This window comes from Solibacillus isronensis, from assembly GCF_900168685.1.
GTDB classification, from domain to species: Bacteria; Bacillota; Bacilli; order Bacillales_A; family Planococcaceae; genus Solibacillus; species Solibacillus isronensis_A.
Genome location: NZ_FVZN01000014.1, coordinates 1,816,137 through 1,841,537 on the forward strand (window position 1 = coordinate 1,816,137; position 25,401 = coordinate 1,841,537).

The 25,401-nt window shown below is 40.0% G+C and carries 26 protein-coding genes; 1 reads left to right on the forward strand and 25 read right to left on the reverse strand.

Annotated features, from left to right (window positions below; translation table 11 throughout):
• Window positions 1-3: 3 nt before the first annotated feature.
• The 11 genes from xseB to B5473_RS17805 form a co-directional block, all read right to left on the reverse strand.
• Window positions 4-231, reverse strand: coding sequence for an exodeoxyribonuclease VII small subunit (gene xseB / locus B5473_RS17755; protein ID WP_008404237.1), 228 nt, complete (start codon window positions 229-231; stop codon window positions 4-6).
• Window positions 228-1,586 carry an exodeoxyribonuclease VII large subunit gene (xseA, locus tag B5473_RS17760; protein WP_079527596.1) on the reverse strand — a complete coding sequence of 453 codons (1,359 nt, stop codon included), beginning with the start codon at window positions 1,584-1,586 and terminating at the stop codon, window positions 228-230. The genes xseB and xseA overlap by 4 nt, the downstream gene beginning before the upstream one ends.
• A gap of 193 nt (window positions 1,587-1,779) precedes the next feature.
• Entirely contained in the window at window positions 1,780-2,643 is an 864-nt protein-coding gene (gene folD, locus B5473_RS17765; protein ID WP_079527598.1) for a bifunctional methylenetetrahydrofolate dehydrogenase/methenyltetrahydrofolate cyclohydrolase FolD, read from the reverse strand.
• Between the two features lie 142 nt (window positions 2,644-2,785).
• Window positions 2,786-3,172: a transcription antitermination factor NusB gene (gene nusB / locus B5473_RS17770; RefSeq protein ID WP_079527600.1), complete on the reverse strand. Its 387-nt coding sequence runs from the start codon at window positions 3,170-3,172 to the stop codon at window positions 2,786-2,788.
• A gap of 424 nt (window positions 3,173-3,596) precedes the next feature.
• Entirely contained in the window at window positions 3,597-3,863 is a 267-nt protein-coding gene (locus B5473_RS17775; RefSeq protein ID WP_079527602.1) for an aminopeptidase, read from the reverse strand.
• Between the two features lie 110 nt (window positions 3,864-3,973).
• A complete protein-coding gene (glpK, locus tag B5473_RS17780; protein ID WP_079527604.1) occupies window positions 3,974-5,464 on the reverse strand; it encodes a glycerol kinase GlpK in 1,491 nt (496 codons plus the stop codon).
• A complete protein-coding gene (locus B5473_RS17785; RefSeq protein ID WP_079527606.1) occupies window positions 5,464-6,273 on the reverse strand; it encodes an MIP/aquaporin family protein in 810 nt (269 codons plus the stop codon). Before B5473_RS17785 ends, glpK begins: the two co-directional genes overlap by 1 nt.
• Before the next feature lie 18 nt (window positions 6,274-6,291).
• Window positions 6,292-7,932, reverse strand: coding sequence for a glycerol-3-phosphate dehydrogenase/oxidase (locus B5473_RS17790; RefSeq protein WP_079527608.1), 1,641 nt, complete (start codon window positions 7,930-7,932; stop codon window positions 6,292-6,294).
• 255 nt (window positions 7,933-8,187) lie between these two features.
• Entirely contained in the window at window positions 8,188-8,661 is a 474-nt protein-coding gene (tnpA, locus tag B5473_RS17795; RefSeq protein WP_139377765.1) for an IS200/IS605 family transposase, read from the reverse strand.
• Between the two features lie 177 nt (window positions 8,662-8,838).
• Window positions 8,839-9,243 (reverse strand): Asp23/Gls24 family envelope stress response protein, encoded by a 405-nt coding sequence (locus B5473_RS17800; protein WP_008404246.1) that lies wholly within the window; start codon window positions 9,241-9,243, stop codon window positions 8,839-8,841.
• Between the two features lie 131 nt (window positions 9,244-9,374).
• Complete coding sequence (locus B5473_RS17805; protein WP_079527612.1) at window positions 9,375-10,448, reverse strand: mechanosensitive ion channel family protein; 1,074 nt, start codon at window positions 10,446-10,448, stop codon at window positions 9,375-9,377.
• Window positions 10,449-10,563: 115 nt separating this feature from the next.
• On the opposite strand from B5473_RS17805, the gene B5473_RS17810 reads away from it, so the two are divergent.
• Window positions 10,564-10,908 carry a nuclear transport factor 2 family protein gene (locus tag B5473_RS17810; RefSeq protein WP_079527614.1) on the forward strand — a complete coding sequence of 115 codons (345 nt, stop codon included), beginning with the start codon at window positions 10,564-10,566 and terminating at the stop codon, window positions 10,906-10,908.
• 32 nt (window positions 10,909-10,940) lie between these two features.
• Here B5473_RS17810 and B5473_RS17815 read toward each other — a convergent pair whose 3' ends face one another.
• The 14 genes from B5473_RS17815 to B5473_RS17880 form a co-directional block, all read right to left on the reverse strand.
• Window positions 10,941-11,936 (reverse strand): VanW family protein, encoded by a 996-nt coding sequence (locus tag B5473_RS17815; RefSeq protein ID WP_079527616.1) that lies wholly within the window; start codon window positions 11,934-11,936, stop codon window positions 10,941-10,943.
• 146 nt (window positions 11,937-12,082) lie between these two features.
• Window positions 12,083-13,081, reverse strand: coding sequence for a M23 family metallopeptidase (locus B5473_RS17820; protein WP_079527618.1), 999 nt, complete (start codon window positions 13,079-13,081; stop codon window positions 12,083-12,085).
• Window positions 13,081-13,848: a polysaccharide deacetylase family protein gene (locus tag B5473_RS17825; protein ID WP_079527620.1), complete on the reverse strand. Its 768-nt coding sequence runs from the start codon at window positions 13,846-13,848 to the stop codon at window positions 13,081-13,083. Before B5473_RS17825 ends, B5473_RS17820 begins: the two co-directional genes overlap by 1 nt.
• 161 nt (window positions 13,849-14,009) lie before the next feature.
• Window positions 14,010-15,437: a GntP family permease gene (locus B5473_RS17830; protein WP_217699923.1), complete on the reverse strand. Its 1,428-nt coding sequence runs from the start codon at window positions 15,435-15,437 to the stop codon at window positions 14,010-14,012.
• A gap of 247 nt (window positions 15,438-15,684) precedes the next feature.
• Window positions 15,685-16,986: an NCS2 family permease gene (locus B5473_RS17835; protein WP_079527624.1), complete on the reverse strand. Its 1,302-nt coding sequence runs from the start codon at window positions 16,984-16,986 to the stop codon at window positions 15,685-15,687.
• A 284-nt stretch (window positions 16,987-17,270) separates the two neighbouring features.
• Complete coding sequence (ltrA, locus tag B5473_RS17840) at window positions 17,271-18,533, reverse strand: group II intron reverse transcriptase/maturase (protein ID WP_079523941.1); 1,263 nt, start codon at window positions 18,531-18,533, stop codon at window positions 17,271-17,273.
• A gap of 595 nt (window positions 18,534-19,128) precedes the next feature.
• Entirely contained in the window at window positions 19,129-20,667 is a 1,539-nt protein-coding gene (locus B5473_RS17850) for an SH3 domain-containing protein (protein ID WP_079527626.1), read from the reverse strand.
• A 262-nt stretch (window positions 20,668-20,929) separates the two neighbouring features.
• A complete protein-coding gene (accC, locus tag B5473_RS17855; protein ID WP_079527628.1) occupies window positions 20,930-22,294 on the reverse strand; it encodes an acetyl-CoA carboxylase biotin carboxylase subunit in 1,365 nt (454 codons plus the stop codon).
• Between the two features lie 15 nt (window positions 22,295-22,309).
• Window positions 22,310-22,813, reverse strand: coding sequence for an acetyl-CoA carboxylase biotin carboxyl carrier protein (gene accB / locus B5473_RS17860; RefSeq protein ID WP_079527630.1), 504 nt, complete (start codon window positions 22,811-22,813; stop codon window positions 22,310-22,312).
• A gap of 192 nt (window positions 22,814-23,005) precedes the next feature.
• The gene (locus B5473_RS17865) at window positions 23,006-23,539 is read right to left on the reverse strand and encodes a SpoIIIAH-like family protein (protein ID WP_008404261.1); all 534 of its coding nucleotides are present in this window, start codon (window positions 23,537-23,539) and stop codon (window positions 23,006-23,008) included.
• Complete coding sequence (locus tag B5473_RS17870; RefSeq protein WP_079527632.1) at window positions 23,536-23,913, reverse strand: hypothetical protein; 378 nt, start codon at window positions 23,911-23,913, stop codon at window positions 23,536-23,538. Before B5473_RS17870 ends, B5473_RS17865 begins: the two co-directional genes overlap by 4 nt.
• Before the next feature lie 66 nt (window positions 23,914-23,979).
• Window positions 23,980-24,114 carry a hypothetical protein gene (locus B5473_RS21135; protein WP_303047327.1) on the reverse strand — a complete coding sequence of 45 codons (135 nt, stop codon included), beginning with the start codon at window positions 24,112-24,114 and terminating at the stop codon, window positions 23,980-23,982.
• Entirely contained in the window at window positions 24,111-25,022 is a 912-nt protein-coding gene (locus B5473_RS17875; RefSeq protein WP_079527634.1) for a stage III sporulation protein AE, read from the reverse strand. The genes B5473_RS21135 and B5473_RS17875 overlap by 4 nt, the downstream gene beginning before the upstream one ends.
• Window positions 25,022-25,399 carry a pyruvate formate-lyase gene (locus tag B5473_RS17880; protein WP_079527636.1) on the reverse strand — a complete coding sequence of 126 codons (378 nt, stop codon included), beginning with the start codon at window positions 25,397-25,399 and terminating at the stop codon, window positions 25,022-25,024. The genes B5473_RS17875 and B5473_RS17880 overlap by 1 nt, the downstream gene beginning before the upstream one ends.
• Window positions 25,400-25,401: the final 2 nt, after the last annotated feature.

Sequence of the window (25,401 nt, forward strand, 5' to 3'; positions counted from 1 at the left end):
CTGTTAGTCTTCTCCATTTCCTTGTTGGAAAGCTTTCTTTTCACCATCTTCTCCAACGATTGAAATTAATTGCTGTTCTGCGTTTTGCAGTGTATCATGACAAAGTTTTGATAGTTCCATTCCTTTTTTGTAAAGGTCAATGGCTTCTTCCAGTGGAACATCTCCTTGTTCAAGCTTACGTACAACTTCTTCTAATTCTGTCATTGCTGTCGCAAATGTCGGTTTTGTCACTTTGCTTCCCCTTCCTTTTGCACATGCTTTTTCTCAATTTTTGCTTCGGCATATCCATCTTGAAACGTCACTTGAATTACGTCGCCTTTTTCCAGCTCGTGAACTGATTTTACTACGTTTTCCTCTTTATATGCCACGCTGAAGCCTTTACTCATTAATGCGAGCGGATTTAACGCCTCCAGCATACGCAGCTGATTTGTAAAAGCGACTTTATTTTGTGCAAGCTGTTGCTGCATTCGATTCGTTAAAGTTTGCGTACGGTGTGTAAGCTGCTGTTTGGCTGCAGTTAACTGATGCACCGGTGAATACAGCTTCATCTTGCTGTCTATTGTCTGCAGCTTTGATTTTTCATTCATCATATAAAGCTTCGTTGCATTTTGCAGTGATAAATCCACCTGAATTAGCCTTTCAATAAAAGGACGATATAATCGCTCAGGTGTTGCAAGCGGATAGGAATTTTGCAGTTTCGTTAAGCGATTGCGTTCAAAATTGAGCTTTGATGTCATCATTTGATGAAGAATCGACTGATGATGAAGTATTTGCTGATACAGCTGCTGCTGATTCGGGACAGCCAGTTCTGCCGCCGCAGTTGGTGTCGGTGCACGTAAATCCGCGACAAAATCGGCAATCGTCGTATCGGTTTCATGTCCGACAGCACTAATAACCGGAATACGGCTTTCAAAAATCGCCCGTGCGACGATCTCTTCATTGAATGCCCATAAATCTTCAATCGATCCGCCACCACGACCAACAATAAGTACATCACAAAATCCATGGCGGTTCGCTAAATAAATATTTTCCGTAATATTTGGCGCCGCGCCTGCTCCCTGAACAAGCGTCGGATAAATTAAAATTTCAGCCTGAGGGTAGCGTCGGTTTATCGTTGTACAAATATCGCGGATGGCTGCACCAGTCGTCGCTGTTAATACACCGATCGTTTTCGGAAATTGCGGAATCGGCTGCTTAAAATTCGGGTTGAATAATCCTTCTTTTTGAAGACGTTCCTTTAACTGGTTAAATGCGACGAACAGTCCGCCAATCCCGTCCGGCTCCATCGTCTGGGCATAAAGCTGATACGCGCCGCTTGCTTCATAGACATTCACGTCGCCTCGAATAAAAACTTTCATCCCTTCTTCAGGCTTAAAAGAAAGTTTCGAAGCCTGTGAACGGAACATCGTCGCGTTAATACGCGAACTGTCATCTTTCAGCGTGAAATAAATATGACCTGAACTATGTACTTTTACATTTGAAAGCTCTCCCGTTACGTACACATCACGTAAATGCGGATCGGCATCAAATTTTCGTTTAATATATTTAGTTAATGCTTTTACGGATAAATAAGAATTCGATGTCATAAACGTATTGCTCCTTTACGGTAGTTCTTTTTCGTATATGTGTTTTTTGATGCGAACGGCGGAATTGCCGGTTCACTATTAAATAAAGAGGAAAAATAAGCGTAATATTTATCCTTAAGTATCCCTTATTGTACCCTATAAGCTAAAAAACACGATTTTGATCTACATCAAAATCGTGATTTTTGAAGTTAGATTAATTCTCTTGACGTTCTAACTCTTTTTCAGCTGCTTGTACTGTGTTTTCCAGTAACATTGTAATCGTCATTGGACCCACACCGCCTGGAACGGGTGTAATATGTGAAGCGATTCCTTGAACATCGTCAAAGTCGACGTCACCGCATAAACGGTTGTCTTGGTTGCGGTTAATCCCTACATCAATAACAACTGCACCTTCTTTAATATGCTCACTTGTAATAAAGTTTGCACGACCGACAGCAGCGATTAAAATATCGGCCTGTTTCGTAAACGATGGTAAATCCGGTGTTTTAGAATGTGTATACGTTACTGTAGCGTCTTTTTGCAACAATAGTTGTCCCATCGGTTTACCGACGATATGGCTGCGTCCTACGATGACTGCATGCTTTCCTGCAACATCTATTCCCGCATGTTCGAGCATTTTCATAACCCCATAAGGAGTACATGGCAAGTATGTATCCTGTCCAAGCATCATTTTCCCTACACTAATCGGTGAGAATCCATCCACGTCTTTCTCCGGAGAGATCGTTTGGATTACTTTGTCCTCGTTGATATGTTTCGGTAATGGAAGCTGAACGAGAATACCGTGAATTGAAGCACGTTCGTTTAATTCACGAATTTTTTCAAGTAAAGCCTGTTCTGAAATATCTTCAGGTAGTTTGACAAGTTCCGAGTACATTCCAATTTGCTCACAAGACTTTTGCTTGTTTGCTACATATGTTTTGGATGCGGGATTATCTCCTACTAAAATGACCGCTAAACCGGGTGTGATCCCTTTTTCTTTTAGCGCTTGTACACGAGTAGCTACCCCTGTTCGAATTTCTTGACCGATTTCTTTACCATTAATAATTACACTTGACATGTTGTTGCTCCTTCCAGTGATTACGACAATCGGAAAGGCTGCCTGCTGCTTGTATTTTTAATAAATAGTGACGCTTGCTATGACAACCTACCAGTTAAATCTTGATATATTAATCTTTATAGAATTGAATACATTTGTTGATTTATTGCTCAGTAAATTTCGAAAGTACACCATTGACGAACTTGCTTGATTTATCGTCACCGAATGTTTTAGAAAGCTCGATTGCTTCGTTCATAATAACTTTGTTTGGCGTTTCTTCAGCGTATAATAATTCATATACAGCTAAACGCAAAATTGTTCTTTCAATTTTTGGCAGACGGTTAATCGTCCATTTTTCTAGGTTTTTTTCTAGCGCTGCATCAATTGCTTCGAGATTTTCAGTTGTCCCACGAACTAATTGCTCCAAAAAGGCATTCGATTTTTGTTCTTCTTCAAGAACATGGCCGATCGCCTCTTCTATAGTTAATTCTGTGCTGTCTAACTGAAACAAAGCTTGTAACGCTTTTTGACGCGCCTCTGTTCGTTTCATAAATAATAGCTCTCCTTCATAAGTAGCATTACTTGTTATCATAGCATATTTTGCAAGGCATCGCACAGTTTGACAGAAAATTTTTGGCTGTTAAAAGAGATTTTTGTATTCTTCCTTAAAATGGTGAAATTTGCGATAAAAAAACGACATGTTTGAGATAAATCAACATGTCGTCTTTATTATTTTCGTTAATAAAATACCTGGTTTTTATATTAGGTAGTTGATTTCCATTGCGGGTCGGACGCTTTCCGCAGGCGTGAGGCCAACAGGATGTTGGTCACAAAAGCGTTGCCACAGGATGTGGCGTTCTTAGCTTTTGTTCCTAGTCTCAGGCGTCACGCTATTCCTGCTGGAGTCGCCTCCCCTCCATTCCAATCAACTCGTTATAAAAATAACTGAAGGCCTCTTATATTATAAGGTGATATTAATTATTTTGTAGCGGGATCATCAGCGTGCCTGTTTCGCGCTTTTCGTTTCCTGATTCCGGGAACTCAAACAGGTAAGTAATTTGTTCAGCTGTTTCTTTTAGTACGTAGAACTGGAAATGCTCCATATTTTCCAGGAAATAACGGATATCCTGCATCGCCATCAGCTCTCCGACTTCTTCATAGTGTGACAATGCTTGTTTAAAATAAGCGTTAATCAACGTTAAATCTTCTTCATTTGCTATACGAATATAATCTTTGCTCATATCTTTTTAACTCCTCAACTAGATAATGACCTATTATAGCATAGTTCCAATAGAGAATAGGAAGCTGCTGTCAATCGGCTTGTAGGTTACTTATTTTCTAGTATATTTTATCACTTAAAAGCCTGTGCAGCTTTAACAGCTTTATGCCATCCTGTGAATAATGATTCGCGCTGCTCTTCATCCATTGCCGGTTCGAATTGGCGATTAAGTTGCCAATGCTTTTGCACTTCGTCGAGATTCTCCCAGAAGCCTACAGCCAATCCGGCTAAATAAGCTGCACCAAGTGCTGTTGTTTCATTAATTGATGGACGTTCAACGGGCACGTTTAAAATATCCGACTGGAATTGCATTAAGAAGTCGTTCATGACAGCACCACCATCAACGCGTAATTTTCTCAAGTCGATGCCTGAATCCGATTCCATCGCTGACAACACATCACGAGTTTGATAAGCAAGTGACTCCAATGTCGCACGGATAAAGTGTTCTTTCGATGTACCACGTGTCAGACCGAATACCGCACCGCGCACATCACTATCCCAATACGGTGTTCCCAGTCCGACAAATGCCGGTACTACATACACACCATCCGTATCTTTTACACGTGCTGCGTACGCTTCACTTTCAGCAGATTTCCGGAACATACGAAGCCCGTCACGAAGCCACTGAATCGCCGAACCTGCTACAAAGATACTTCCCTCAAGCGCATATGTCACTTTTCCGTCATAACCCCACGCGATAGTTGTAAGTAGGCCGTGCTCCGATTTTACCGCTTCCTCACCTGTATTCATCAGCATGAAACAACCGGTACCGTAAGTATTTTTTACCATTCCTTGTTCATAGCAAGCTTGACCGAATAATGCTGCCTGCTGGTCTCCGGCGATACCCGCAATCGGTACACGATGACCAAAGAAGTGATTACCCGCAATTTCCCCGTAAATTTCAGAGGACGGTTTCACTTCCGGAAGCATTGATGCAGGAACCCCTAAAATGTTCAGCAATTCCTCGTCCCATTTTAATTCGTAAATATTATACATTAATGTTCGTGAAGCATTCGAGTAGTCCGTTACATGAACAGCTCCTTCTGTCAGTTTCCAAATAATCCATGTATCAATCGTTCCGAATAATAGATCGCCAGCTTCCGCCTTTTCGCGTGTGCCTTTGACATTGTCCAGTATCCATTTTACTTTCGTGCCGGAAAAATAAGCATCAATTAGCAAACCGGTTTTATTACGGAACAGCTCATTATGCCCCGCTTCTTTTAAAGAATCGCAAATATCCGCAGTTTGACGTGATTGCCAAACGATTGCATTATATACCGGTTCACCCGTATTTTTATCCCAGACAACCGTCGTCTCACGCTGGTTCGTAATCCCGATTCCTTCAATTTGTGAAGCTTGGATATTATTTTCCGATAATACTTTGGCGATTACCGATAAAATTGAACTCCAGATTTCCTTTGCATTATGCTCAACCCAACCCGATTTCGGGAAATATTGTTTAAATTCCTGCTGTGCTGTATGAACGATATCCCCTTTTTTATTGAATAAAATGGCACGTGAACTCGTCGTACCCTGATCTAACGCCATAATATACTTTTCCATTATACTATCTCCTTTTTAGCGGATTTGGATTGTGTAATAAATGCAATGACACAAATGACAACGAATAACGTTGTAAACAACCAAAATGCCACTGAATTTTCATTTAAAAAGAATTGTTTGTAAAACAGTGCGCCTGTTACCCCACCTATAATCGGCCCGACAATTGGCACAAAGGCATAAGACCAGTCCGAATCACGCTTACCTGGGATCGGTAAGAAGAAATGCGCGATACGGGGTCCTAAATCACGGGCAGGATTGATTGCATAACCTGTTGGTCCGCCTAAGCTCATACCAATTGCAATAACGATAATACCGACAAGCAACGGATTAATCCCATCAGCCAATGAATTACCGCCTAATGCTAAAATCCCTAATAACAATATAAAAGTCCCTATCATTTCTGTTACCATGTTTGCCAAAGGATGACGAATGGCAGGAATTGTAGCAAAAACAGCTAACTTCGCATCTTGATCTTTCGTTTGTGACCAGTGTGGCAAATAGGCAATATATACGATAATTGCTCCTATAATTGCTCCTAATATTTGTGCAATAATATACATCGGAACATCCGCCCATGGGAAGTCACCAATTGTTGCAAATGCTATTGTCAATGCAGGATTTAAGTGGGCACCACTTATTCCGCCTACAGTATATGCCGCGATTGCCACGGCAAAACCCCAGGCGATTGTAATTACGACCCAGCCGCTATTTTCCGCTTTGGAAAATTTCAGCAAGGAACCAGCAACAACCCCGCCACCTAAAATAATTAATATCATCGTTCCTACTAATTCTGCTAAAAATGTGGACATTCCCTTCGCCTCTTTTCACTAAGTCATTGTTACGTCTTGTAGTTCCTGTTCTAGTTGATCTGTATGCTGCTGCTTTTCTTCTGCTGTCCAGTTTAGGTAGTCGCTCATCTCATCAATAACGAGCTGTTTATATTGTTTGACAAGGTTGATATTAAATAACAGTGCACCGGTACGACGGACGAAAAAGTCTGTCGGAGTACATGCACTTTCCTCATTTATCGCATAGTACAGCTGACCGTAAACGATCGGCGGTAAGTTTCCTTTTGCCTGTTTAATATAATCAAATACTTTATCAACATTTGTACCGTAGAACTTTGCTAAATAACGGCTCTGTTCCTCCGTTAACCCAAGATCCTGGCCTTTTTCCGTCCGTTTTTCAACAAACGATTCAAAAAACTTCGAGCCGCTCGTTTCCCCGCCCGAAATAGGTAGATTTTTTGTAATGGATTTGCCGTATTTCATCTGGTATTCATCGTTTAATTGTTTTACGACAAGGTCGACAATTTTTTCCGCCATTTTACGGTAGCCTGTCAGTTTTCCTCCTGCAATCGTAATCAGTCCACTTTCCGATTGCCAAATTTCATCTTTACGTGAAATTTCCGACGGCCCCTTACCTTCTTCGTGGATTAGCGGTCTCACCCCTGCCCATGCCGATTCGATTTTATCTTCTGTCAGCTGCAGTTGCGGGAACATATAGTGAATCGCATCCATAATATATTGTCGATCCTCTTTTGTTACCTTAATGTCTGCAGGATCGCCTTCATAAAATGTATCTGTTGTTCCTACGTATGCTTTGCCATCTCTTGGTATCGCAAAAATCATACGTCCATCTTTTTCGGTATCAAAATAGATCGCCTGCTGCAGCGGGAAATCATCCTCGTCGAAAACGAGATGCACACCTTTTGATAAAATAAGATGTTTGTTATTAAGTTCCCCATCTAATTTGCGCACATCATCAACCCATGGACCTGCCGCATTGACGACTTTCTTTGCTCTAATTTCATATTGTTCCCCAGTAAGCTGATCTTCCACAGTTACTTTAGAAAAGGCCACGTTATTCGCTTCAATACCGACAACTTTCAAGTGATTCATTGCGATTGCCCCGTTGGCAACAGCCGCCTTCATTACTTCGATTGTCAGCCGCGCATCGTCCGTACGGTATTCTACATAAACGCCGCCTCCGAGCAGACCGTCCTTTTTAATTAGCGGTTCACGGGCAATCGTTTCATCTGCAGAAAGCATAAAACGTCTTTCGCCCTTTTTGACATTCGCTAATATGTCATATACTTTCAATCCAAGCGCTGTCGAAAACGAACCAAATGTCCCTCCTTTATGGAAGGGAAGCAACATCCATACAGGTGTTGTTACATGTGGTCCGTTTTCATAAACAATTGCCCGCTCCCGGCCAAGCTCGGCAACCTCTTTTATTTCGAATTGTTTTAAGTAGCGCAGGCCGCCGTGCACAAGTTTTGTCGATCGGCTACTTGTTCCTTCCGCAAAGTCCTGCATTTCTGCCAACCCTACTTTTAACCCTCGTGTAGCGGCATCAAGTGCAATTCCCGCACCTGTAATTCCCCCACCAATAACAAACAGATCAAAGGTGTCTTCTATCAATGTTTTTTTCAGTCGCTCTCTTGCATTTGCAGAAAAGTTTCCCATACCGTTTTCCTCCTTACCAAATGAAGCTTTAAATCTATACCCTATTTTCGCCTTGTTCATATCCTAAAATTCACAAAAATATGAAAAAACATTTTAAATTAAAGCTTTTGCTCTTGAGAGAACGAAATAAAAACCACCAGTTGAACTGGTGGTTTTCTCTGCGCGTGAAACGCTGGGTTACTGGCCCACGTCTAAAGACGCTCTGAAAGGTCTGCCAACCGCACTACGTTTCCGACTACCGCTAAAGCGGTGTACTTATTTTTTTCTTCGATTTAGTTCTTCCCCTGTGAATGGGTCAATAAATTCTTTCATTGTCATCTGATCTTCCAGCAGATCTTCCTGCAATTGATTTTTTATATATTCTTGAATGACTTTTCTGTTTCGCCCTACTGTATCCACATAATATCCTCGACACCAAAATTTTCGGTTGCCATATTTATATTTCAAATTTGCATGTCGATCGAATATCATCAAACTGCTTTTCCCTTTAAGATAACCCACAAACGCAGATACACTAAGCTTCGGTGGAATACTCACTAACATATGTATATGATCGGGACACGCTGTAGCTTCAATAATCTCTACGCCTTTTCTTTCACACAGTTGACGTAATATTTTACCGATATCTGCTTTTATTTTCCCATAGATCATTCTTCTTCTGTATTTTGGCGCAAACACGATGTGATACTTACAATTCCATGTTGTATGTGCTAAACTTTTATTATCCAATATTGGAGCTCCTTTCGTACGTAATCGGTTGACCAGACCTGATTTTATTGTACGACTGGAGTATTTTTTTTGTCCATAGCTAAAAGCTTTTTAGAACCCCCCGCATAGCAGGGGGTTTTCGTTTCCATAAAAAAAAACCGAGCCTCAATTAATTGAGCTCGGTTCATGTTTATACGATTATTCTGCGTCTTTTGAAGTTTCGAACTGGATCCCTGTAATGTGGATGTTCACTTCGCTTGTTTCGATGGCTGTCATATTTAAAATGGCTTGACGAATCGTTGTTTGCACTTCTTTCGCCACTTTTGGAATGGCATAACCATATTTTACAGTGCAGAATACATCAATGACAATATTGCCTTCTTCAGACATTGCTGACTTGATGCCTTTCGAATGGACTTTTTTACCGAAACGCTCAGCAACACCTGATGCGAAATTTCCGCGTGTCGCTGCGATTCCTTCCACTTCTGTTGCAGCGATACCTGCGATAACTTCAATTACTTCTGGCGCGACTTCAATCTTCCCTAATTCTTCTTTACCAACCGGTGTTGGTTGTACGAATGCTACTTGTTGTTTCTCAGCCATTTGCGATACATCCTCTCTTATGTAAACTAATGGATTTCTAACGCTTGTTACTTTAAATCCTTATGTTCAGTATACTACAATTATAGACTGGATGTAGAACCGTTACGCCACATTTTCTAAATTTGCACTGGTCATCCATTATTCCATGCATACTGACCGTCATTCGGATCAACTAGTTTAATTTCATGCAATTCACAGTAATGTTTTGCCACAAATAATATTTCCTGACGCACTTGCAGCATAATATTCGTATCATTCGTCTCGACAAAGTATCGGATGAGAATACGACAGCTTGTCGGCATCAGCTCATCCATCGCCACATGAATGATTTTTTTCGAGATTTTCGGATGCAATGATATTTGTTCACGTACCGATTCCAAAAACTTCACAATACTTTCCTCACTGTTTTCATTGGAAATATGCAGGAAATGCTCCACTTTTCTTTCTGTCCGATTCGACAAATTGTAAATCGGCCGATTGACCAAATACGAGTTCGGTACATAAACAGTCCCTTTATCGGCTGTTTGTATGACTGTACTGCGCAAATTAATATCCTGAATCGTCCCGTCGATTTTTTCATCACTCGACATGACCCAATCCCCGATTTGGAATGGTTTATCCAAGGCAACACTCATCCCGCCGAATATATGAGCGAGCGTGTCACGAATACCAAATGCAAGCGCTACACCTGTTAGTCCAATCGCAGTTAAAAACCCGTTTAAATTAAAGTTCCACAGTGACGCAATTGTAAACATCGCAATTACCATAACCGCAACTTTACTCATCCGTAAGAAAAACGGCGTTAAAATATCCTGATCTTTCCCTGTTTCAAATCGGTGCGGATTTTTCAAATAAAAACCGAGTACATCATACAGGGCTTTAAACGCAAAAAATACATACACCGAATCGATATAAATACCGAGTTTTGAATTATCAAATAGCCATACTTCCACTAAGAGAGATGCCGCCATCACAATCAGGCTGAAAATAATGGCATTCCGAATTGATGGGTACACACTTTTAGTAATGTCTCCAAAAACGGGATGATTCTTCTTATTGAACAAATCCGCGATTTTGAATAGCAGCGGCCGTATTATGAATCGAATGACGAGTAACCCAACGACAATTATTGCAGCAGCCGCCAGACCATCTGCTACAGTCGGTGCGGTCACAGACGGAATTAACCATTTTATCGATTCCCACATAACAATCACCTTCTTAAACCTTCTTTACAACTACAAGACAAAATCATACCATGTAAAGAAACGATTTACATCGAAAATCGTTCCACTGATAGTCAATTCGAATGGAGGGTTATTTATGACTGCACTTAACAATCAATTTCTGCTTTTAGAACAACAGCTCATGTGTTACAAAAAGGAAGACTTTATCAGCCTCCTGAGTGAGGATTTTCTAGAATACGGGTCATCCGGAGGCATTATGGATAAACCTTTCCTACTGAATGAAGTAACAGATCATGGTATTGAAGAATGTTTATTTACAGTTGCGGATTTCCAGGCAATTTCTATTGCAGATCAGATTGTACAAACACGATTCGTTACTACAAATCGCACGAATGGCAACAGCCAAAACCGAAGTTCCCTTTGGCGCAATGAAAACGGAAAATGGCGGATGTTCTTTCATCAAGGTACACCAATAAAATAAAAAACCGCCCTTATGTAAAGAGCAGCATTTCATTACTTTTTAAATAGTTCTTTATATTGATGCGATGTCGTGATCGCGATTGTCAGCGCACCTTTACTGTAATACGCTTTAATTAAAAACGGAGCCCCGCTCGTATTTTGAAACTTGAAATCGAGCGATCCGTAAGCAACTGTGGCATCCCTGCCTGTCGGGACATATCCGATGTTCAGTGAATGGTGATGCCTTTCCGTAATGCGTATTCCTAACTGGTCGACAGCATTAAATAATGTCGAGGATGTTTGGCAAATTCCACCGCCAATTCCCATCACCAGCTCCTTATTGATAATTTCAGGTGCCGGTTGATAACCTTTTTCCACCGTTCGCTCTCCAACCATTGTGTTAAAAGAAAAATAATCTCCATCCCCAACTAAAATATTATGGATGGCCTTTGAGGAAAGCTCGATATTTTCACTTCTTCCACTTTGTGCTCCATTAAAATAAGTCGTAAACGAGGCAACGGTCACATCATCTAATGAAGGAATGTCTATTTCCAGATCCGTTTCCAATATATACAGCGGTAAAAAAATATGATCTCCTTTTGGTGAAGCTGTTAAAATTTTTTCGACCAATTCACTTTCCTTTAATATGATACCGGGGCTCCCTTCAATAACGTTCCCGTTCTCCTCCACTTTATGAAGCACCATTGTTTGATCATAGCCGGTCCTTTCTTTCGTTCCTCTGGCTAAATCTTTTGCTATTTTCTTAACATTAGCTTCGTACAGTTCGCTATCCGTACCGTACCCTAATAATTGTGGTGTGAACGATTTCACGATTTCCATTGTTCTCGGATCAATCAATGTAATGACAGCTGGATAGATAAGCGGATATTCTCCGACAATCGCTTCACTTTCCGGCAACGGTGCGTTAGTTGAAGCTTCAATTTGCTGTTCTTCTTCACCGGTTTCGGTAGCACCAGAATACGGCGCTTTTTCACAGCCTGTAAGAAAACAAAGACCGATCAGTACTAAATAAATGAAGTTTGTTTTCATTTTATTTCCCCTATCTATAAAAGCAAAGATCTCATAGCTTATTCAGAAATTTAACTTCTGTTAACAGAAGTAATGCCACTAAACGCCCACGTATATTGAAAATGGGATACCGTCACTTTTATAGACAGCGAGAATGGAATCCATCATTATTGTTTTCTTTGTTTCGCTTCTTTTTCCCACCTTGCCAAGGCTGGATACGGATCAAATGCCCACTCTGTACGACCATTATATTTATAGATGCCGTAGTGTAGATGCGGCGGGAATTTTCCGGCTGTTCCTTCTTTACCATACCCTGTGCTTCCAACATAGCCGATTACTTGTCCTGCCTCGACAATATCGCCTTCTTTGAGCCCTTTTTGGAAATAAGCAAGGTGTGCATAATAATGATACGAGTTATGATTATCACGAATACCGACACGCCAGCCGCCAAACTGATTCCAGCCCATCACTTCAATTACACCGTATGACGTTGAATAGACCGGTGTGTTGTACGGAGCAAAAATGTCTGTTCCTTCATGGATTCTTCGGCCACCCCAGCCGCGATTTGCTCCCCATGTTCCCCTATAGCTATAATCGGCATGAGTGGATAATGGAAATGTATGATTGTCTAAATTGATAGTTCCGAATTTCTCATATAATTTTGCAATAACCATTATTTGATTCACCGATAATTCGTTTTTATAATAGTCCCATAATGCCAATTTAAAATTATCCTCACCATATCCGTACTGTCTTAAATAGTTCGCTAATGTAAACAATACATCCCTATCATCGGAACGGTCTGCTACCCCATCTCCGTTTCCATCCATACCGCTTCCATTAAAATAAGCAATTGAAACCGGGGAAGTATCTTCGCCCGACGGATTTAAAATACCTGACCAAAATTCATCCGAAAATTGGATCGCAATGACACTTTCCCGTTTCGGAATATCTTTTCGCACTTCCTGAATATTCCGTTCAAACTGATCGACGGCAGCTAAATAATACCAGGGCAATAATATATTTTCATGCTGTATATAGTAGTCCATCCTTTTTTGCATTAGCTGTTCTTTCGTCAAGGTGGTGTCCTCTTCAGAAGCATCGGCAACCGGCATAAAACCTAAAATAAAAACGGACGCCATCATCAATGCGATACGGTATTTCATCATTTCTCCTCCTCTACGATATGTTGTTTCGCATCATTTTGTAATCGGATCATTTGTGAAATTGTGATAAATCGGTAGCCCTGTTTTTTTAGCTCAGGCAATATTTTCTCCAGCGCTTGAACCGTCTGCTCTCTATTGCCTCCTCCGTCATGGAACAAAACAACATTTCCATTTCCAAGACCGTTCAATACCGTATTTACTATTTTATTTACACCTGGATCTTTCCAGTCTTCTGTATCTTGATGCCATGACCACATAACAATTTTATAGCCGTTTTTGACGGATTCTTTAACGAGTTCATCTGTATAATAACCTTCAACCGGCCGGAATAGATTCGGTTTTACTCCTGTGATGCTGAAAATTGTATCGGATGTTTGATTAACCTCTTCCATAATGGGAGAAACTGATTTTGTAAAAGGATGTGTGTACGTATGATTGGCGATCTCATGTCCACTTTCATGCATCCGCAAAACGAGTTCGGGGCTTTTTTCAGCCAATTGCCCCACGATAAAAAACGTTCCCTTTGCCTCATATTGTTCAAGTAAATCAAGTATTTGACTCGTATATTTCGGATGCGGCCCATCATCAAATGTTAGGGCCACTACCTTTTCGTCCGTTTTAATATCCCAAATAATTTGACCTGTTTCTTCATAATAGTCCCGTCCTTTTGCTTCACCGAGACTATTGAATACATACATAGCTGCAAATATAAATAAAAGGACTAAAAATAAAATAAACGCAATTCTTTTCCATTTTTTTCGTTTCATTTAATCACTTCCTTAATTAATTTCCTCTGCATTAGTATTTAGAGAAACGCTAAAAAGATGTATTTAATTTAAAGTGAAAATAAACCATTTGTATTTTTTAAAATTAAAAAAGAGCTAGAGATTCAATGTAATCTCCAGCTCTTTTCTCAACAGTTATTAACTTAAATAATTCCAAACCACGTATAAAGTGCAATGACGGCAAATACAGCTGCTGTTTTAATAAGCGTAATTGCAAAAATGTCGCCATAGGATTGTTTATGCGTTAATCCAGTAACAGCCAGTAGTGTAATGACTGCACCATTATGCGGCAATGTATCCATTCCACCTGATGCCATTGCTACAACTCGGTGCATAACTTCCGGTGAAATATTGGCAGCTGCAATCGCTCGGTTAAACTGCTCACCCATTGCCCCTAATGCAATTCCCATTCCGCCAGAAGCAGATCCTGTGACACCGGCTAAAACACTCGTCGTAACCGCACCATTTACAAGAGGATTTGTAAACGTCCCGGAAATGCCGCTGCTAATCGTAGAAAATCCTGGCAGTACAGCGATTACTCCACCGAAACCGTATTCGGAACCTGTGTTCATCACCGCTAGTAATGCACCGCCGATTGTTTTATTCAACCCTTCTTTCACTTGGCGAATAACACGTTCAAAGTTATAGGCGAAAGCCGATACAATACCGACGATTACCGCGATTTCAATCGCCCAAATAGAGGAATTTGCAGCCACATCAATCGAATAGTCAGAGAGTCCGATTGCCGCAAAATCAAATCCATTCGGATACCATCTAGGAATTGCTGTAATTAAATAATTGTTCATTACTGCAACTAAAATTAGCGGAACAAATGCTAAAACTTTTCGGAAAACCGTCTGATCTGTATCAATAGAAGAAGCCGACTGTGCTGCGTTGATTTCATCATTTTCTTTGATTTCACCATTCAAGCCGTAATAGCCTTCCCCAGCTTTTTTAGCCGAACGTTTTCGCCATTCCAAATACGATAACCCGGTTCCTAATATAATGATTGCACCAATAATCCCTAATACAGGCGCCGCATAAATATTTGTCCCGAAAAATGTTGTCGGTATAACATTTTGAATTTGAGGACTTCCCGGTAATGCATCCATTGTAAATGTAAATGCCCCAAGCGCAATGGTAGCCGGCATTAATCGTTTCGGTATATCCGCCTCTTTGAATAATTGAACAGCAAAGGGATAAATCGCAAATACAGCGACAAACGAACTGACACCGCTATAAGTTAAAATCGCCCCAAATAAAACGATTGTTAATAATGTTTGTTTTGCACCGATCAGTTTCACTATCGTTTTTGCAATCGATTCCGCAATACCGGACATTTCAATAACTTTACCGAAAATCGCACCTAGCAGAAAGACCGGGAAATAATTTTTAATGAAGCTGACCATCTTTTCCATATATATTCCCGAAAAGAACGGTAATATATTGGCAGGTTCAATGAGAAAAACGGCTAACAGCGCACATAACGGCGCCACGATAATAACCGAAAAACCTCGAAAAGCCGCAAACATTAACAGCCCTAAAGCAAATAAAATAATAATTAAATCCATTATATAACCTCAAGTCTATATATGATTAGGATGAATCTTTTGTATGTTTTCAATGTACAACTACAAAATATTTCATTGAGTACTTATGACGGAACCTACTATAACGTACGATTTCCGAGGTGTACAATATTTAAAAATCATAGTAGATATTCCTTTTTTTCATACCCAGATAACCCTTTTTATGTATAGAACAGGAAGCTTTAATTCCTAAAAAAAGTGCCGCTTCAGTTAGAAGCAGCACTTTTGATTAATGTGGTAAATAGATTAACTGTAAAATAAACAGAACGGCGAAAATATATACAAGCGGATGTACTTCGCGTCCGCGTCCTTTTACAAGCATAATTAATGGATAGCTAATAAAACCTAGTGCGATCCCTGTAGAAATACTTGATGTAAGCGGCATTGATAAAATAACTAAAAATGCCGGGAACGATTCTTCAATTTCATCCCAATTCATATTTTTTACGACACCGATCATTAAACTACCAACGATAATTAATGCAGGAGAAGTAATAGCAGCAACACCTGATAATGATCCGACAAGCGGTCCGAAAAATGAAGCAATGATGAACAGTACGGCAACCGTTAATGCTGTTAAACCTGTACGTCCGCCAACTGCAACACCAGAACCTGATTCCAAATATGCTGTTGATGGGCTTGTCCCGAACATCGCACCCGCAGTTGTTGCAAGTGAATCGGAAACAAGTGCTTTACGTGCACGCGGCAGTTTTCCGTCCTTCAATAATCCTGCCTGCTTTGATACACCGATTAACGTCCCAGTTGTATCAAATAAAGTAACTAAAATGAATGAAAAAATAACACCGTAAAGACCGTATTCTATCACTTCAGAAATCGCAGTGATTGGATTGAATACGATCAACCCTTCTGGTAAATGCGGAAGCGCCACTACTTTATCGATTGTAAGCTGACCTGTAAACATCGCAATGATCGCAGTCACAATCATACCGATAAAAATTGCCCCGTTCACCTTACGTGCCATTAATGCGACTGTAATGAACAACCCGATAAACGTCAATAACGGTGCCGGCTCTGAGATATTACCAAACTTCACTAAATTCGATTCATCAGCTACGACAATACCGGACATACGCAACCCGATAAACGCGATAAATAACCCGATCCCCGCAGTAATCGCCAATTTTAAGTTTTCCGGAATGGCTGTAATCAGCTTTTCACGGAATGGCGTTAAACTAATAATAATAAATATAATACCTGCAACAAATACTGCTGAAAAGGCAGTAGTATACGTAATCTCTCCATTTGAAGCTAATACAACAGTATAAGTAAAATACGCGTTTAATCCCATACCCGGAGCGACGGCAATCGGATAGTTCGCACAAAGCGCCATCCAGCCAGTTCCGATAACTGCTGCGATAATTGTAGCCATAAATACTTGATCAACCGGAACTCCAGCACCTGATAAAATAATCGGGTTAACAATGATGACATATGCCATCGTTAAAAATGTCGTTAAACCCGCAAATAATTCACGCTTAACTGTTGTCCCATTTTCTTTTAACTGAAACATTTGCATTCCTCTTTTCAAAACACGAACAATTTTTAAGAACTTATATATAATATTCGTTTCTATAGTAAAATGCAATCCATTATGAACATTTTTTTAAATAGGGAAAATTAGTTATTTTCTGAAAACTACTCCATTGTTCATATGGCTCTCTTCATGAGACATTTCTTCTTTCATACTTTACCCAAATTTTGATATTTTACAGCTGTAAAAATCGAGTAGGAGGGAGTGATTAACTCCCGACCTCTCACACCACCGTACGTACGGTTCCGTATACGGCGGTTCAACTAAGATGAATAACGTAAAGTTTCATAACGAACTTGCAGACTTTTCAGCCCTTGGCTCTCCCAATAGGAATTGCCGAGGGTTCTGTGTAATATGGGGCTATTTGAAATGCGCCAGTACCCTTTTCGGGTATTTCCCCATTCATATGCTTTCCCATAAGGTACTTTTAGGCGAATGAGATTTCTGACTCTTGTTCGAGGTTTCTTCCAATTCTTCCACAGACACATACGTAGTCTTCGTTTTATCCAACTATCTAATGTTTTAAAGATAGAGTGTGTATCCGCTAAAGCAAAATATCCACACCATCCTATTAAATATTGGTTTAACTTTTCGATTCGGTATTCCATGGAATATGGCATCTTACGTGAGGTAATTTCTCGTATTTTCTTCTTCATTCGGACGAGACTTGATTTCGCAATGCGAACCTTAGGTTCTTTATGAAATGTGAAACTAAACCCTAAGAATTTGCGTTTCCATGGGCGGTCTACGGCTGATTTCTTTTCATTAACTTTTAAACGAAGTTTTCCTTCGATAAATCGTTGTACGTTCTTCATTACTCGTAATCCTGCACGTTCTGTTCTCACATAAATATTGCAATCATCTGCGTATCGAACAAATTTAAGTCCACGTTTCTCTAATTCTTTATCTAATTCATCTAACACAATGTTTGAAAGTAATGGACTTAAAGGGCCACCTTGTGGTGTTCCTTCTTCTGTACTTGAAACTACTCCATTTATCATGACACCGGCTTGGAGATATTTGCGAATAAGTTTTAATAATGGTTTATCTGAAATTCGTTTCGCTAATGTTGCCATTAAACGGTCATGGTTGACCTTGTCAAAGAATTTCTCTAAGTCCATATCAACGACCCATCGGTGTCCCTCTTTTAGATAGCTTTTCGCTTTTCGGATAGCGTCATGAGCGCTTCGATTTGGGCGAAACCCATAGCTATGATCCGAGAATGTTTGGTCATATTCCTTTGATAAAATCTGCGAGATGGCTTGTTGAATCAAACGGTCTGTTACGGTTGGAATCCCTAATAAACGCACGCCACCGTCTGGTTTCGGGATTTCGACTCGACGTACTGGTTGCGGTTCATAGGTTCCATCCAAAATCTTCGATTTAATGGTATCCCAATTTTCGAGGATGTGCTGTCGTAAGGTTTGTACGGGCATCATATCTACTCCATGGCTCCCTTTATTCGCTTCAACTCGCTTTAATGCTTGTATCATGTTTTGCCGTTCCAAAATTTGATTCAACATCACCATTTCGTTCCTTTCCGTGAATAGCTGTTCTTCTTTTGCCCAACTGGACTACACCCTCCGCAAATACCCTCGTGGGATTCACCACTACTTTCTAAGCGTGAGGTTTCCTCTGTTTTCTGTGTTCATACATCCAGTTGGAAAGCCAAGGGCTATTCTCTCTTAATCGTTCGGTCCTTCCAAGTAATTCTAGACTTACTTGTACTATGACCTCTGCTGACTTCTGACAGTTCAGCTACTTGTCACCAAGTAGGTTATGAAGGGTACTTCGCATTTCTGTCAGACCTCCCCGGGTAAGCGCATGCACTTTCACACCGTCTATCCGCCTCATTTACTCGATATGACCTTCGACAGAAGGAGCTTTGTTTTGTTCAGCAAACTCGCTCAGCCATACCTAGCCTTATATGAGATTCGTGTTCCTCGGACCGGTGTTTTGCCGCCAGCTTCCTTCAGATTCCGCGTCACCACGGACACCCTTGCTCTTGGCTAACCTCTACTTCTGTCTTCGGGGCTCGGGACTTGCACCCTATAGTTCATGCGCATGCCGGGCACACTGAGAAAAACGGTTGCTGAGGAAGCAACCGTTTTGTAATTTCATTTATTTTTGCTTTTGTACAAATGAATCATAGCGCTGTATAAATGCCGATATGTGCGCACGCGTTAAAATATCGTTAGGTCTAAATTCTTTGATTGATTGTGTAGTAAGCTCATTCTTGATGAAAAATTGAATTGCTGTGTCTTCGCTTACTGTTTTCCCATAGTAATAAGAAACCATCAACTGTGCCAATTTCCCGCGTCTAATACCTTTCTCTGCTAAATCTCTTGAGGCTTTTGTTTTTTCGCTTGCCAGTACCGGCATATTATACTTTTTCGCCAAGTTGTACACGCCGCTTCTGCCCCAAGATGATGTGCTCTTTACATTCGCTAAAGCATCTTTTTCCGCATAACGGAAGAAGATAGTCAGGAAGTGCGCTTCTGTTAAGTGTTTGTTCGGTAGTAAATGTGTTTCTAATTTGTTTGTTTTTGCATTTCGAATTGTGCTGTCACCTTGAATGTAACCTTTGTCAATTGCCCAGATCATACTTTCTGCCCACCATAAATCTTGGAAGTCAGCAAATTTCTTAAAGTACTGTGAATAATCCTTGTTAGGCTCTACTGGTGTTACAGAAGGTGTTGTTGGCTCAGGTGTCGCTGTTGAATCTACGTAGTCTAGATAACTAGATGCTACATACCCCTCTGACCCGTCACTTCTTTTCACCGGATACCAGACAAAATGGTTTTTCTTCGTTGCTGCTTCATCGTATACAAATGGCCCAGTAATCGTAACTACTTCACCTTTAGTTAAAGTACCTAGCTTAGTCGTATTATCTGCTGTAGGTCTAGATCTAAATGAAGGATTCGTTGTAGCACTTACTTTTTGACCTACTTTAAAAGAATACTTTGATTTTGTTAACGGTAAATCAAAGTTATAGTTCATCTCTAAAAACTTAATATTATCTCTGCTGTTAGAGTCATATTGGAAATCTTCGCTTGTAAAAGGCAGCTCTTGTAAGTCGATTAATTCATATTTCTCAACAAACCCAAGAATCTTTTCCTGATATGCTTTTGCATTTCTTACACCAGTTGATTGCTCAATCGGACTATTTACTGGCTTCGTACCATTATAAGCCATAATCGCGAAGTACCAAGATTCCAGGTCATCTCTGTTACCACCATTGATTTTAGGCAAATCCGATCGATCAAACATTTTATCAAGAATTTTTACACCTGATTCAATATTATAGACAAGGTCGCTTTTCAGTCTTGCTTCATCATAGCCTGCCTGGTTTGTAATTTGCATTAAGCCAATTCCATTATCAGCAGTTACAATTGCTTGGCCGTTGTTATCGAAATGACGCCAATTTCCGCTTTCACCTTCCGCTATTGCTTTCACAATTTCAGGCGGGACATTATAATTCAGTGCTGTTTCAGTTAATAAGCAGTTTGTTGTTACGTAATTCGGGTTTACCTTTGATGCCGTATCATAGTCACATGCAGTTGCTATATCTTTCGCGAATACGTTGTGATCATTATTAATAGATAGAGTGATCGCACCAATGGCAATTGCGCCTAACAATGGTTTGAATATTTTTTTCATATGTACTTATTACACTTCCTTTTATATTTTCTAAAATTAAAAGATTCAGATATATGTTAACATATACCAAACTTTTCAGATAGGGGTAACATTCCGGTTACTTAATTCCCTGAACAACTATTTGCCTCTTATTCTTTGCCTCCTCTCCTAGTCTTTTATTAGCCATCCCTCGTACAGACGGTAAAACTGTAAAATAGTTTCAAAAAAATATAAAAAACCCTCTAATTTAAAATTAGAGGGTTAAATCGTGATTAAAAGCCGATTATGCTTTTGCTTGCACATCTAAAATATCATTCTCTTCAAGGAACTTCGTGTTGAATTTCGCTGATTTGAATACGTCGTTGTTCATTAAAGCTTGGTGGAATGGAATTGTAGTGTTAATTCCAGGTCCAGCTACTTCAAATTCTGATAACGCGCGGTTCATTTTCGCGATTGCTTCTTCACGAGTGTCAGCATGAACGATCAGTTTTGCGACCATTGAATCGTAGTATGGTGGGATCGTATAACCTGCATAAACTGCAGAATCGATACGTACACCATATCCACCTGGTACTACATACGTATCTACCGTACCTGCTGAAGGCATGAAGTTTTTGTATGCATTTTCAGCGTTAATACGGCATTCAATTGCCCAACCGTTGATTTTGATGTCTTCTTGCTTGAACGGAAGTTCTTGGCCAGAAGCGATTTTTAATTGTTGTTGTACTAAGTCAACACCTGTGATCATTTCTGTTACAGGGTGCTCAACTTGAATACGTGTATTCATTTCCATGAAGTAGAAACGATCTTCCTGGTAATCGTAGATGAACTCGATTGTACCAGCACCTTCATAGTTACAAGCTAATGCTGCTTTAACAGCTGCTTCGCCCATTTCTGCACGGCGCTCTTCAGATAGTGCCGGAGATGGCGCTTCTTCTACAAGCTTTTGCATACGGCGTTGAACCGTACAGTCACGTTCGCCAAGGTGTACAACATTACCATGGCTGTCCGCTAAAACTTGAATCTCGCAGTGACGGAAATACTCGATGAATTTCTCTAAGTAAACACCAGGGTTGCCGAATGCCGCCGCTGCTTCTTTTTGAGTAATTTCGATACCTTTTACAAGCTCTTCTTCTGTGCGTGCAACACGGATCCCTTTACCGCCACCACCAGCAGTTGCTTTAATGATGACAGGGTAACCGATTTTCGCAGCCCATTCTTTACCTGTTTCGATACTCGGCACAATGCCTGTACCAGGAACTAGCGGAACGTTTGCCGCTTCCATTGTGTCACGTGCAACGTCTTTAATCCCCATGATTTTAATCGCATCCGAAGAAGGACCGATAAATTTAATACCCGCGTTTTCACAAGCTTCAGCAAATGCTGCGTTTTCCGCCAAGAAACCATAACCTGGGTGGATCCCGTCAGCACCTGTTTTTTGTGCTACCCCTAAAACTGCTGGGAAACTTAAATACGAATCTTTCGATAACTTTGGTCCGATACAGTATGCTTCATCCGCAAGCTTTACATGCAATGCATCCGCATCTGCTTCAGAATATACTGCGACCGTTTGAATACCTAGCTCTTTACATGCACGAATAATACGTACTGCAATTTCGCCTCGGTTTGCGATTAATACTTTTTTCATTGGTAAATACGCTCCTTATTCAGCTTTTACTAAAAATAATGGTTGACCGTATTCTACTAATTGGCCATCTTGAACTAAGATCTCTACGATTTCACCTTTAATTTCAGCTTCGATTTCGTTGAATAATTTCATCGCTTCTACGATACATACGATTGACTCTTCGCCTACTTTATCGCCTACTTTTACATATGCTGGTGATTCCGGGTTTGGAGACTGATAGAATGTTCCAACCATTGGAGACGTGATTTTATGTAAATCAGCCGTGTTTTCTACTGGTGTTGCTGGTGCTTCTGCTTTTGGAGCTGGTGCAGGTGCCGCTTCCACTTGTACTGGAGCAGGTGCTGCTGGTGCTGCTGCAACCGGTGCTGCTTCTTGTACTTTTTTAGGAGCTGCTACTTCTGTAACACCGTTGTTTTTCTTTAGTTTAACCTTTGCGCCGTCCGCTTCATATACAAACTCGTCGATTGATGAAGCATCTACTAATTTAATAATTTCTCGGATTTCTTGAACTTTGAACATCTTTAACTCTCCCTTAAAAAAAGTAATAACAATACAAACCCTATTTTATAATTTTTCGGACTATTTTGAAACAAATAATTTTAAATAGCTCAAAAATAGGCATAAAGCAGAACAATCGTATATTAAGACAAAGAAAAATCTTTGCAACTGCTATATAACACATTTACTGCTTTACTATAATAAGACGCCCTTTTAATTAAAAGGTTCGAATTCTACACTAACATTTACGTAATCCTTAAACTCAGAGCGCACAACGTATAAAATTTCGTCTGCCAATTTCTCAGATACTTCATCTGACATAACTCGTACAGCCACTTTATCTCCTTCAATACGGACAAGGGCATCTGAATAGCCGATTGATTTAATAAGCATTTCCAGCATCGCTTCCGAAGATTCTAATTTGATCAGTTCATCCATTTCATTGAATGCCTCGTTCTTTTCTTCTGCTGTAAATTCATCAGCAGCAATCTTTTGTGTCAACTGCTCTTTTTGCTGGCTGCGTTTGTTTGCTAACTCTAAACGTACTTCTTGGAATAAGTCGCTTTCTGAGTTAACTGGTTGTGTCAAGTTTTGATTAACCCCTAAAATATCTGTTTCATCAATCGTTTCATCAGAGAAGATCGTTAAAATATTCGGCGTATTGTCTTCGAAAATATAAAATACAGAAATTACCGCAGCTAAACTTACTACTGTTAAGAACCATACTGTTCGCTTTTTCACTTTCACTTGTTTTCCCCCTTAATTTGCATTGGCACTACTTGAATACGATGCGACGGAATTTGCAGAACATGCCCAACTGTTTCCTTTAGCATGGTTTTCACGTCGGTGTTATTCGCTCCTTGTGCCACAATGATGACACCGGATAGCTTTTGCTGTTGTGAGACAGACAAAAATTGCTGTTCACTTTGTTGATCATAGTGAAAATAAACCTGAACTTGTCCGACTGACTGAATCTCACTTAATAATTTGGCAAGCTGTTCCTCATTTGAGTTATAACTTTCTCCTTTCTCCGATTGTGATAGAAACATGAATACAAAAATAATAAATACAGCGGCAATGACAATTAATAAGATAGGACGATTCGCTTGTTTCTTTTCCACATTATTAAGCGTATACGCCCCCTTCTCTACTAGATTTCAACATAATGTATGAACGAAACAAACCGGTTATGCAAAGAATGAAAGAATTGTGCTTGTCACGAATAAATACAATGCGAGCTTTACGTATACTTGCCATTGCCGCTCATCGGCAAAGATGAGAAGACTGCTGCCCAGTAAAATAAAAAGAAATAATTGGATCACGTTTTTCCCCCCATGGACATCTGCATAAAGAAAATAAATAACAGTACGATAAACATAATTGCGAAGCCAAGCAAAAAAGCAACTGCACATAATACAAACATCGTCTTTCCGACATCATCAAACAGACCGCTCATACGCATATTTGTAAACGGTTCTATAATGGCGCCGATAATTTTAAACAGCAGTGCGTGCAGCAAAAGCACTGTCGCAGGATAAAAAGCCGCACCCCAAATAATTGTTAAAAAGGACAGTCCGACAAAAGTCGAAACGGTTGATTGGGTTTTTTGGAAAAAAGACAGTCCCTCAACAATCAAACTACCGATTAACGGAATATTTTGCTCGATTAATTTTTTGATAGGAGATTTCAATGCATCATTCAGCTGGATAAAGGCGATACCGGAAAGCGTCAAAATCGAAGTCAATGCTACAACCGACGCAATCATGACGCTTAATATGGAGGAACGTATAAGATCTGCAGCTTTTGAAAAGGAAATGGCCGGATATATTTTTGTGCATACATCAAATACTAATGCGAGGACAAGAGCAGGTATGGTTACGTGTGTACTGACAAATAAAATAACTTGGACAAATAGGATGATAATCGGATTCCATGCGATCGCCGTAAACACGGTTTGAATCGTCAACAGCATAAATGACATGATCGGCAAAATAGCCATAAAGAAATTTTGAAGTATGGCAATGAGCTCATACAACACAACAAAGGCATCGACGACATTTTGCGCAAATACTACGATAAACAAAATGATAAATAACTGTTCAATTAACACGGTTTCATTCGGTACTAAAGCAAGTAGCAGTAAATACATCAAAATATAAATCGCTACAAGCAGCAAGGAAAACAATAAAGATTGAATGGGTTCTGTAAAAATCGAATAAATTGTCTGCATTACTGTAGCCTTTCTAATAATTGGATTAATAGCTGAAATTTCGGTTGTAGCAGATTGATCCAATATAACACTGCGGTCATGCGAATGGACAACGTCACTAATGTCGCAAAAGCTTCATATTCAAATTGATCTAATAGCTGACAGATTAATTCATTCAGCAAAAAGAGTAGTGCCGTGAAAAGCAGTCCCTTACTGTATGGAACATTATTGAAAATAACTGCGAGTCGCTGCCAAAGCGGGATGAGTTGCTCTCGGACAACAAATTGGAAAAAAATAAAGAAAGCGATGACGACAATGATTGAATGCAGCTTGTCCATTGTCTGTTTTAAAATTAAAAACAGAACTAAATAAATGATACTTGCAAATAGCGCAATCATTT